The 10,997-nt window shown below is 38.5% G+C and carries 11 protein-coding genes; 5 read left to right on the top strand and 6 right to left on the bottom strand.

Features of this window, described 5'->3' with window-relative positions; translation table 11 throughout:
• Positions 1-4: 4 nt before the first annotated feature.
• A complete protein-coding gene (gene uvrB, locus WAZ07_RS07870; RefSeq protein ID WP_336471998.1) occupies positions 5-1,987 on the bottom strand; it encodes an excinuclease ABC subunit UvrB in 1,983 nt (660 codons plus the stop codon).
• A gap of 254 nt (positions 1,988-2,241) precedes the next feature.
• On the opposite strand from uvrB, the gene WAZ07_RS07865 reads away from it, so the two are divergent.
• Positions 2,242-3,651 carry an amino acid permease gene (locus tag WAZ07_RS07865; protein WP_336471997.1) on the top strand — a complete coding sequence of 470 codons (1,410 nt, stop codon included), beginning with the start codon at positions 2,242-2,244 and terminating at the stop codon, positions 3,649-3,651.
• Positions 3,652-3,669: 18 nt separating this feature from the next.
• Here the strand turns inward: WAZ07_RS07865 and WAZ07_RS07860 are convergent, their stop codons facing one another.
• The 5 genes from WAZ07_RS07860 to WAZ07_RS07840 all read right to left on the bottom strand — a co-directional run bounded on the left by WAZ07_RS07860 (position 3,670) and on the right by WAZ07_RS07840 (position 6,711).
• Positions 3,670-4,281, bottom strand: coding sequence for a hypothetical protein (locus WAZ07_RS07860; protein WP_336471996.1), 612 nt, complete (start codon positions 4,279-4,281; stop codon positions 3,670-3,672).
• Positions 4,281-5,039: a MerR family transcriptional regulator gene (locus tag WAZ07_RS07855; RefSeq protein WP_336471995.1), complete on the bottom strand. Its 759-nt coding sequence runs from the start codon at positions 5,037-5,039 to the stop codon at positions 4,281-4,283. Before WAZ07_RS07855 ends, WAZ07_RS07860 begins: the two co-directional genes overlap by 1 nt.
• A 107-nt stretch (positions 5,040-5,146) precedes the next feature.
• A complete protein-coding gene (locus WAZ07_RS07850; RefSeq protein ID WP_336471994.1) occupies positions 5,147-5,371 on the bottom strand; it encodes a hypothetical protein in 225 nt (74 codons plus the stop codon).
• Positions 5,372-5,384: 13 nt separating this feature from the next.
• Positions 5,385-5,582, bottom strand: coding sequence for a helix-turn-helix transcriptional regulator (locus tag WAZ07_RS07845; RefSeq protein ID WP_336471993.1), 198 nt, complete (start codon positions 5,580-5,582; stop codon positions 5,385-5,387).
• A 115-nt stretch (positions 5,583-5,697) separates the two neighbouring features.
• Positions 5,698-6,711: a YeiH family protein gene (locus tag WAZ07_RS07840; RefSeq protein ID WP_413788875.1), complete on the bottom strand. Its 1,014-nt coding sequence runs from the start codon at positions 6,709-6,711 to the stop codon at positions 5,698-5,700.
• Positions 6,712-7,142: 431 nt separating this feature from the next.
• On the opposite strand from WAZ07_RS07840, the gene WAZ07_RS07835 reads away from it, so the two are divergent.
• From WAZ07_RS07835 to abc-f, 4 genes are all read left to right on the top strand, one after another.
• Positions 7,143-8,036, top strand: coding sequence for a LysR family transcriptional regulator (locus tag WAZ07_RS07835; RefSeq protein ID WP_336472108.1), 894 nt, complete (start codon positions 7,143-7,145; stop codon positions 8,034-8,036).
• Between the two features lie 50 nt (positions 8,037-8,086).
• A complete protein-coding gene (locus WAZ07_RS07830; protein WP_336471991.1) occupies positions 8,087-8,446 on the top strand; it encodes a MerR family transcriptional regulator in 360 nt (119 codons plus the stop codon).
• Positions 8,447-8,452: 6 nt separating this feature from the next.
• Entirely contained in the window at positions 8,453-8,989 is a 537-nt protein-coding gene (locus WAZ07_RS07825) for a flavodoxin family protein (protein ID WP_336471990.1), read from the top strand.
• 280 nt (positions 8,990-9,269) lie between these two features.
• The gene (gene abc-f / locus WAZ07_RS07820) at positions 9,270-10,907 is read left to right on the top strand and encodes a ribosomal protection-like ABC-F family protein (protein ID WP_336471989.1); all 1,638 of its coding nucleotides are present in this window, start codon (positions 9,270-9,272) and stop codon (positions 10,905-10,907) included.
• Positions 10,908-10,997: the final 90 nt, after the last annotated feature.

The following is a 10,997-nucleotide window of genomic DNA, read 5'->3' as shown; positions in this document are numbered from 1 at the left end:
GCCTTCACCCTTCTGCTTTTAGTTCTAATAATAAATCACGAAGCTCAGCTGCTCGCTCAAAATCAAGCGCTTTTGCAGCTTCTTTCATTTCCGCTTCCATTTTTGCAATTACATTTTCTCGTTCTTTTTTCGTCATTTTCTTAGAAACTAGTGATGCTGTCTCATACGTTTCGGTATCTTCCGCAGCCATCGTTGCACGGATGACATCGCGCACCTCTTTTTGAATTGTTTTCGGTGTAATGCCATGCTTTTCATTATATGCTTCTTGAATTTGACGACGACGCTTCGTTTCTTCAATTGCAATTTCCATCGATTTTGTAATTCGGTCTGCATACATCACAACATGACCGTTTGCATTACGAGCTGCACGACCAATCGTCTGAATAAGCGAACGCTCTGAACGAAGGAATCCTTCTTTATCTGCATCTAATATAGCTACAAGCGATACTTCGGGAATGTCTAGTCCTTCACGAAGTAAGTTAATGCCAATAAGCACATCAAACTTTCCTAATCGAAGATCGCGAATAATTTCAATTCGTTCTAACGTCTTAATTTCAGAATGCAAGTAGTTTACTTTAATGCCAACATCCTTCAAGTAATCAGTTAAATCCTCCGACATTTTCTTTGTTAATGTCGTAATTAGCACACGCTCATTCTTGGCAATTCGGTCATGAATTTCTCCTAATAAATCATCAATTTGTCCTTCTATTGGACGAACATCGATTTTTGGATCCAAAAGCCCTGTTGGACGAATAATTTGTTCCACCACTTTTGGTGAATGCTCAAGCTCATATGGACCCGGCGTTGCTGATACATACACAACTTGATTCGTTTTCTCTTCAAACTCTTCAAACATAAGCGGTCTGTTATCAAGCGCTGATGGCAGACGAAATCCATGATCAACAAGCACTTGCTTACGCGCCTGATCTCCGTTATACATCGCTCTTACTTGTGGCACTGATACATGCGATTCATCCATCACGATGAGAAAATCTTTAGGAAAATAATCTAATAATGTATACGGTGTTGAACCAGCTGGGCGAAGTGTCAAATGACGGGAGTAGTTCTCAATCCCTGAACAAAAGCCCATCTCACGCATCATTTCTAAATCGTAACGTGTCCGCTGCTCTATCCGCTGCGCTTCTAACAATTTACCGTTATCATTTAATTCTTTTAAGCGTTCTTCTAATTCTTTTTCAATATTTTCGATGGCAACTTTCATCTTTTCTTCGCGTGTAACGAAGTGAGATGCCGGAAAAATTGCCACATGCTCACGTTCTGCTAATACTTCACCTGTTAATGCATTTACTTCCCTGATACGATCAATTTCATCACCAAAAAATTCAATTCGGATACAATGCTCATCAAGAGATGCCGGGAAGATTTCAACTACATCACCGCGCACGCGAAACGTCCCACGCTGGAAGTCAATATCATTACGGCCATACTGCACATCAACAAGTTCACGAAGCAATTGATTGCGATCTTTCTCCATACCAACGCGTAAAGAAACAACAAGTTCACTATATTCTTCTGGAGAACCTAAACCGTAAATACAAGACACACTCGCTACAATAATAACATCATCTCTTTCAAATAAAGCCGATGTCGCTGAGTGACGCAATTTATCAATCTCATCATTAATTTTTGCGTCTTTTTCAATAAATGTATCTGTTTGTGGTACATATGCTTCCGGTTGATAATAGTCGTAGTAACTAACAAAATATTCAACCGCATTGTTCGGAAAAAAATCTTTGAGCTCACTGTATAACTGTCCTGCTAACGTTTTATTATGAGCCATTACAAGTGTTGGCTTCTTCACTTCTTTAATGACATTTGAAATCGTAAATGTCTTACCCGTTCCTGTCGCTCCAAGCAACACTTGATGTTTCTTACCATTTTTGATCCCAGCTACCAGCTGCTCTATCGCTCTTGGCTGATCACCTTGCGGAGAATATTCTGAGACAATTTCAAATTGATGTTCCAAATAAATCCGCCCTCCTCGTAAAAAATCTGTATTTTCATTTTAACACGAACACTCATGAAAAAACCAAAAAACGAACAAATATTCGATAAACAATTCGACAACGAATTATTTTTTGTATAGGTAGAATTTTCTAAAAAATTAATATTTACAACACCCACTTTTCATATTACAATACGTTTAAAGATTCGACATTATACGACAAATCGAACGTAAAGTTCAGAATATTACAACAACTAGAGGGTGAGGGAGCTTATATGGATCTATTTCGAAAAAAATCGATTTCTGCACTGCTAGCGCAATCGCAGCAGAAAGGCGCTTCTTTAAAAAAGGAGCTAGGTGCATTTGATTTAACAATGTTGGGAGTCGGGGCTATTATTGGAACAGGCATCTTCGTTCTTACCGGCGTTGCAGCAGCAAAACATGCAGGACCAGCACTTATTTTATCGTTTATTTTATCCGGTTTAGCCTGTGTATTTGCGGCATTATGTTATTCCGAATTTGCTTCAACTGTACCGGTATCAGGTAGTGCTTACACTTACAGCTATGCAACATTTGGAGAAATCATTGCTTGGATTTTAGGTTGGGACTTAATTCTAGAATACGGATTGGCATCTTCAGCCGTTGCATCTGGTTGGTCAGGATATTTCCAAGGATTATTAGCTGGATTTGGTATTAAATTGCCTCACGCTTTAACCAGCGCTTATAATCCTGCAGCTGGCACATACGTAGACGTACCAGCAATTTGTATTATTTTTATCATGACATTGTTATTAACAAGAGGCGCAAAAAAATCAGCTCGCTTCAATGCCATTATGGTAGCTATCAAAATTTTTGTTGTTCTTCTATTCATCGGCGTTGGTGCTTTCTATGTAAAACCCGAGAACTGGACGCCATTCATGCCATTTGGCTTCTCTGGCGTAACAACTGGAGCAGCAACTGTATTCTTTGCTTATATCGGATTTGACGCTGTATCAACAGCTGCTGAAGAAGTAAAAAATCCACAGCGTAATATGCCAATTGGTATTATTGCTTCCTTAGCAATCTGCACAATCTTATATATCGTTGTTTCATTAGTATTGACAGGAATCGTTCCCTACAACCAATTAAACGTAAAGAACCCTGTTGCATATGCTTTGCAATATATTCATCAAGATTGGATTGCTGGACTTATCTCTTTAGGAGCAATTGCTGGGATTACAACAGTATTACTCGTTATGCTATATGGACAAACTCGTTTATTTTATGCAATGAGCCGTGATGGCTTACTACCAAAAGCATTTTCTCGCGTAAATCAAAAAACGCAAACACCTGTTATGAACAGCTGGATTACAGCAGCTATGGTTGCTTTCTTTTCTGGATTTGTTCCATTGGACAAGCTAGCAGAGCTAACAAACATCGGTACATTATTCGCATTCATCGTTGTATCAATCGGCGTTATCATCTTACGAAAAAAACAACCAGAGTTGCCGCGTGCTTTTAAAGTACCATTCGTACCATTGGTTCCGATATTAGCAATTCTATTCTGCGGATACTTAACATTACAACTTCCTGCAACAACATGGATCGGCTTTGTCGTTTGGTTAATTATCGGATTAGTTGTATATTTCAGCTACGGTTATAAAAATAGTACGCTGAAAAATGAGCAAAAAGAAGACGTTGCCTAATAAAAAGAAGTGTTGTCTTTAACGAGACAACACTTCTTTTTTCTTTTTCGGAAAGATAACGTAAGAAAGAGTAATAAGCGTATCTACACCGAAAACGATTCTCCACACTTTACTTACACGATTCACAGTTTCATTTAAAAATATATCAGCATCCCAACTTGATATGTTTTCAAGTGGTACTAATCCATACAGAAAGAAAAACACAATGTGCACACCCGCAAATACAATAAAGTGAATCCCCCAATGTAACAACTCTTGCTTCGTATATGCCCAGCCTGTTAATTCTACTTCCTCTTGTGTCATTGGCAGTGCTTCTCCCCGCCACTTTGCAATCATTCGTTGTATACGTAAATCTAGCTTCCTTAAATCTTTCTTTCCATAAAAAACAGCATACAATAAGATGATGACGATAATAATTTGAAATTGAGAAAACTTCCCTGTTTCATAATAATCAACGACACCTAACGTTAAAATAAATAATTCATTTAACAATAATACAATCCCTACAATGAAACTTGCTTTATGCAGTTGAAAGGCATACCTTAACAAAAAGAAACTAATCACTGCACTCCAAAACACAATTTCAGCGCCAATTAAAAATGCCCAGCGATACTCGATTAGTATATTCATTATTTCTCCTCTCCTTCTATATACACTTCAAAAGCCGTATCCATATACTGCAAAAGCTCTTCTTCAATTGGATACATATTCATCCTTTTCGACTCTTCTTTTGATTTACGTACTTCCCACAATTTATCTAAAAATGCTTCATCACCGTTTGCCATCTCCCTGCATTTTTCTAAAATGATTCCAGTAATTCCTTGTACTTCCGCATCACTTGGTGCTTTTTTCTTCTGCATGAGTTGCCGCATTCGCTTTAATAAAATAATCCACTCTTGCACTTCTGCATTTTGCTCACTCATGTTTGGCAAATTTTTAAGTAAATGTTCTTCTTCCTGTGAAAATACTTGTTGCTGAAATAGCTGGCGCATTCGCGGGGACTGCTGGGAGAGCTGCATAAGCTCAAACATCATATCCCAATTCAGCTCTCCTTCCAGCTCATTAGAATACAAGACAGCTTGCAGCATTTTCTCCATACGTGAAAACTTCTGCTGCTCTTCTCTTACGAACAACAATTGCTGTTGCAAAAACTCTTTAACATTTACACGCTCTGTTTCTAACATATTCATAATTTCTTTTAAAGGGAATCCCATTTCTTTTAAAAACAATATCTGCTGCAATTTCCATACATCACGTTCACTATATAATCGGTGCCCGCCTTCCGTCTTTCCGCTCGGCTCTAACAAACCGATCTGATCATAATACCGAAGCGTCCTTACTGTAACACTCGTTTCCTTCGTTAACTGTTGAATAGAAATCATTTCCATCACCCTCTCGTTTTCATTATAAAAGGTGACGTAACGTTAGTTTCAAGAGGTTTTATAAAAAAGAGCCGTTTACATCTTCTTGTAAACAGCTCTTATCGAAATCATTCTTATTCATCATCTTCAAGATTTTTAAGCTTTCGTTTCTCCCATGCACAAATCGCAAAAAAGATTGCACTACCAGTTGCCATAATTGGAAACTCCCAACCTGTTTTCCCTTTCGTTATCATGTCGTAAAATGTCCAAATTAATAAGCATGTACTGTAAAACATAAAGGTGTATCTAGAAGCTTTTCCTGTTATGTGCCATTCGTATTCATCGACTCGTCTTTTCATGATTCAATTCCCCCTATTCCAACGTAAAAATCTCCTCCACACTCATCTTAAAATACTTCGCAATCTTTAATGACAACTCCAAACTCGGATTGTAATGATGATTTTCAATCGCAACAATTGTTTGACGCGTCACTTGCATTGCTTTTGCCATCTCAACTTGCGTAATATGATTTTTCTTTCTTAATTCTTTAATTCTGTTTTGTACCCCCATAGAACCCACCCTCAAAAAGTAAAGATATCTTTACTTTTATTATAAATATTTTCCAGAACAAGTAAAGATATCTTTACAAAATCCCCAATAAAAAAGGACTTGCCCAGCAAGTCCTCTACACAAAATGCAACACATACAAAAGCGTATACCCAAGAACAGAAAGTAATACCGATCCAATGAGCCCTGCAATAAATGCTTTCGTTCCTAGCTTACGAAATGTCTTAAATTCTACATTTAAGCCCAGCCCAGCCATGGCCATAGCCATAAGCATATAAGAAATAACAACGATATCGCTTGCGATTTTTTCAGGTACAATTCCTAATGAATGAAACGCACTCACTGCTAAGAAACCAAAAATAAACCACGGAATCGGAATGTCACGCCAAGATTTTTTTTGCCCCGTTTCTTCTCCACGCTGAAACCATATGCCAATTAAAATGGCCACAGGTACAAGAAAGGCAACGCGCGTTAACTTCATAATTACCGCAATATCAACCGATTGACTTCCACCAGGTGCTGCCGCTGCAATGACATGAGCAATTTCATGCAATGTTGCCCCAGAAAAAACACCATATCCATACGGAGACAAATGAAGCACAGGATACAGCAATGTATATGCTAATGTGAAAATTGTTCCTAAAATCGCAACGATCGCTGCACTAACTGCGACCTCTTCATCCTTTGCTTTTACTTGCGGTCCAATTGCCACAACAGCTGCCGCCCCGCAAATCGCTGTTCCGCATGCCGTTAAAATGCCAAGTTTCTTCTCTACTTTACAAAAACGCGTTAATGCATATACAACAGTAAGCGTAAATGTAATGACAATTGCGGCCATGACCAATACCTTTGGACCAGCCTTCGCAATATCAACTAAATTTAATCGCATACCGAGTAATATAATCCCTAGACGCAGTAGTTTTTTACTCGAAAAATTCGTTCCTGCAACCGCTTGATTCGGTACACCAATTGCCGCTCTCCATATCATTCCGATTAGAATAGCAATTACTAATTGGCCCATAATACTTAAAAATGGAAGCTGCGCCAAGTATTTTGCAACAATAGCAATAAGTAACGTAATCCCAATGCCCTGCGCGAATCCGAAACGCTTCTCCTTTTGTAAGGCTATCATTTGATTCACTTTGTACCACTCCAATAACTATCTTGTAACATGCATGTTCGTTCTACTTTCATTATAAGAGCATTTTAACCATAAGTTTAATACTAATATGCTATTTCAATCATCAAGAAAACTTATGATAGAATGTAACTACTCAGTCACTCTATGAAAAAAAGGCAGAAAAGCATTATTTTATGGCTATGTATAGGAGCGGTCAGGGCCTTTTCCTGCCACCCGCAAAGTTTGAAAACAAAGAAAGGCAGCAAGGTATATGTCCATTTTTATCTTCATAACAGCAATCTATATGCTGAAAAATGAACATAACTTTCTATAGGTAATAAGAGGCGTATTTTCACTGGAATCATACCCCTTACCAAATTTCTAAATGAAATGTATGGCTAAGTAGTTACGATAAAATTTAAAAAACGAAAGGAATGAGTCTCATAAACACCGACATTTTAAAAATTTTTGTAACAGTCGTAGAGCAAAAACATTTTTCAAGAGCTGCCGAAATGCTGAATCTTTCCCAGCCAGGGGTAAGCATGCACATTCGCAATTTAGAAAATGAATTCGGCACAACGCTCATTCAGCGCTCACCAAAACATGTCCAAGTCACAGAAGCAGGAAACATTTTATACATACATGCAAAACAAATGCTTACACTGTACGAAGAAGCAAAACAAGAAATTAATGAACTTCATAATATCGTTACGGGGACGCTGCGTATTGGCGCTAGTTTTACAATTGGAGAATATCTTCTTCCTAAAATATTAGCAAACTATGCGAAGGAACATCCACGCGTTGAAGTTCATACCTTTATCTCGAATACAGAAGAGGTATTACAAGGAGTTCGCTCAAATCAGCTAGATATTGGCCTAGTAGAAGGGCAAGTCATCTACACAGATGTAGACGTAGAATCATTTATGGAGGATGAAATGAAGCTTGTCGTTCCGCCAAATCATCCTCTGACGATGACAAACCCAATTCAGACAAACATGCTGCAAGATCAAATATGGGTGCTCCGCGAAACCGGTTCAGGAACAAGGGCTTACAGCGACCGCTTTATTCACGACCATCATTTAAAAATGAAGCGTTACTTCACATTTAGCAGCATTCAAAGTGTAAAAGAAGCCGTTGCGGCCGGACTCGGAATTGCCATTTTATCAGACTGGACAGTACGTAAGGAATTGCAAGCTGGTGAAGTATGTCACATCCCTGTGCCAAACGAAAAGCTCCTGCGCCCGTTCTCCATTGTACGGGGAAAATATTTTATTCCTTCTAAAGCGATTCAAGTATTTTTAGATCATGTGCAAAACTTTGCGAATCAACAGCGTTGACCTTTACACTAATGTGAAGGTTTAAAATAAGAAAAGAAGGAGTGATAGATTTGCGCATCGGAGAATTATCGAAACGTACAGGCGTAAGCGAACGTTCATTACGGCATTATGAAGAAAAAGGCTTATTGACTTCAAAACGACTTGCAAATGACTATCGTGATTTTGATGAAACGACGATTGAACAAGTAAAGCTCATTCAAATGTATTTGCAGCTTGGGCTAAATTTAGAAGAAACCGCTAGAATATTGCGTTGTTTAGAAATAGAGCCGCACTTACACGATAACCCGTGCAGCAGTATCATCACACTTTACGAGGATAAGCTTGCGGAAGTAAAAAAGCAGATTTCGTTACTTTCTCATATCGAGGCGAATTTACAAAAGCACATTACGTTGTTAAAAGAAAGGAATTGATATACGATGTTCGTTTTACACGGCAGTTCACGTTCAAATGGGAATACAGAACAATTAACGCATATGCTGTTAGAAGGCGTCCAAACGGAAGAAGTATATTTACGCAATCATACCATCAAGCCCATTACAGACCAGCGTCACGATGCCGAGGGCTTTCAACCAATTGATGATGATTACGAGGGCATCGTCAAACGAATGCTTGAGCATGATACTATTGTCTTCGCAACGCCGCTTTATTGGTACGGGATGAGCGGATATATGAAAAACTTTGTCGATCGTTGGTCGCAAAGCTTACGAGATACCTCCCTTCATTTTAAAGAACGTATGAAAGATAAGAAAATGTATGTTGTCATTGTCGGCGGCGACAATCCAAAATTAAAAGCACTTCCGCTCATTGCACAGTTCCAGTACATTTTTGATTTTGTCGATGCTTCCTTTGAAGGTTATATAATTGGATCTGCCAATGCACCAGGAGAGATTGTGAATGACAAAGAAACAATCGAAAAGGCAAAACTATATAATCAAATTTTTAAGAAAAATTAACAGAATGATTTGACAAACTAACATCCAAATGCATACAATAAAGGTGAAATTATGAAAGGAAGGTACATCGGCCAATGAAGTTCTAATTCTCTTTTTTATTCATCCATCACAAATAGTGAAACAAAATGATGAAAACTAGAAGAGGATTAGTCTGCCCTTTTGTCGATAACTTTCTTTTGACAGGAACATGTAAAAATACGTGTACAGTTTTTTGTGCATCTCTTTTTTACATACTACGGGTGAAATCTATCCTCTCTAGTGAAACTAGGGAGGTTTTTTTATGACCATTTTAACAGCACGAAACATTGAAAAAAGCTTTGGTGACCGCACTTTATTTACGTTACAAGCACTTGATATCCACGCCCATGATCGCATTGGAATTGTCGGTGTAAACGGCGCCGGAAAATCAACGCTATTACAAATATTAAGTAAAGAAATAGAACCTGATGGCGGAACAATTACTCATTACGGTTCGATCGCTATCATTCCACAATTCCATGAGGAGACATTGGAAACAGCCTCTTCTATTGCAAAAGGACAATGGGGTATTTCTCACGTCACAACGAATATGAGCGGCGGCGAACGCGGGCGTTTAAAAATTGCTCATGCTCTTGAACAAGAAGCATCTATCTTATTTGCTGATGAACCAACAAGTCATCTCGATATGCATGGCACAGAACAACTAGAGCAGGCATTACTATCTTATAAAGGAGCAATTATTTTAATTTCCCATGACCGCGCCTTATTAGATGCCATTTGTACAAAGATAATCGAGATTGAAGACGGTACCGTTCGGGAATATAAAGGAAATTACACAAACTACCGGGGGCAAAAAGGTCAGCAAAGGCAGCACCAGCAAGCGGAATATGAAAAGTATACGAAAGAAAAACAGCGCTTAGAAACAGCAATCGCCAGCAGACTACAGCGGGCTTCCGGTATGACAAAAATTCGTTCAAGTTTTAGTTCTTCTGAATCTAGGCTATATAAATCGGGAGCAGCTTATAGCCAAGGCAATGTTCAAAAAGCCGCAAAAGCACTAGAAACAAGATTAGAACAACTAGAAAAGAAAGAAAAACCAAAAGAAATTGTGCATACAAAGTTTGATGTACAATACCATGCACCCATTCATAGTAAAACAGCTGTGCAATTTAATAAAATTACGAAAAAAATCAGCAACCGCACCCTCTTTCACAATATAAACGGAAGTATAGCTCCAGGTGCAAAGCTTGCTATTCTCGGAAAAAATGGAAGTGGAAAAACAACGCTATTTCATCTGATTCAAGCAAAGGAACAAGGAATTCAGCTTTCAAAAAGCTGTAAAATTGGTTATTTTGAACAAACATTAGCCATTCTGCAAAAAGACAAAACCATTTTACAAAACGTGATGGAAGAAACGCGTTATGACGAAGCTTTTGTACGAACAATCCTTGCTCGCCTACTATTTCGAAGAGAAGATGTGTATAAACAAGTAAACGTATTAAGCGGCGGCGAACGTGTAAAGGTCGCACTAGCAAAAATCTTCTTAGGAGACTACAATATGCTTCTTCTTGATGAACCGACAAATTATTTAGATCTTGCCACTCAAGAAGAACTAGAGCACATGCTGAAAGATTATCCTGGTACTGTGTTGTTCATTAGTCACGATCGCACATTTGTTCATAAAATTGCTGATCACATTTTACACCTAGATGAAGACGAACCGCGGATCTTTCAAGGCAATTACAAGCAATATACGAAACGAACTGAACAGTCTTCTATCAATCCAACAGAGCAGGAACTATTGCGTCTGCAAACAAAATTAACAGAAGTAATCGGACGCATTTCGATGCCAGGACGTCATGATGATGTGATTGCTCTGGGAAGTGAATACGAGCAGTTGCTACGTCAAATTCAAGAATGTAAAACATCTGTCCTCTGATATATCGGCGATTCGACATAGTATAAAAACCCACAGGCAACATTAGACACTCTGCACACACTAAAGAGGGCTGACCTGGGTCAGCCCCGT

This window comes from Bacillus bruguierae (assembly GCF_037104725.1).
In the GTDB taxonomy this organism is placed as follows: domain Bacteria; phylum Bacillota; class Bacilli; order Bacillales; family Bacillaceae_G; genus Bacillus_A; species Bacillus_A bruguierae.
Note: the sequence above shows the minus strand (reverse complement) of the source record. Positions and strands in the feature narration are given on the sequence as shown.

Coding starts and splice junctions, on each gene's coding strand:
- abc-f (WP_336471989.1), top strand. CDS start 9,270: ATGACCATTTTAACAGCACGAAACATTGAAAAAAGCTTTGGTGACCGC.
- WAZ07_RS07850 (WP_336471994.1), bottom strand. CDS start 5,371: ATGAAAAGACGAGTCGATGAATACGAATGGCACATAACAGGAAAAGCT.
- WAZ07_RS07825 (WP_336471990.1), top strand. CDS start 8,453: ATGTTCGTTTTACACGGCAGTTCACGTTCAAATGGGAATACAGAACAA.
- WAZ07_RS07855 (WP_336471995.1), bottom strand. CDS start 5,039: ATGGAAATGATTTCTATTCAACAGTTAACGAAGGAAACGAGTGTTACA.
- WAZ07_RS07840 (WP_413788875.1), bottom strand. CDS start 6,711: ATGATAGCCTTACAAAAGGAGAAGCGTTTCGGATTCGCGCAGGGCATT.
- WAZ07_RS07845 (WP_336471993.1), bottom strand. CDS start 5,582: ATGGGGGTACAAAACAGAATTAAAGAATTAAGAAAGAAAAATCATATT.
- WAZ07_RS07865 (WP_336471997.1), top strand. CDS start 2,242: ATGGATCTATTTCGAAAAAAATCGATTTCTGCACTGCTAGCGCAATCG.
- WAZ07_RS07860 (WP_336471996.1), bottom strand. CDS start 4,281: ATGAATATACTAATCGAGTATCGCTGGGCATTTTTAATTGGCGCTGAA.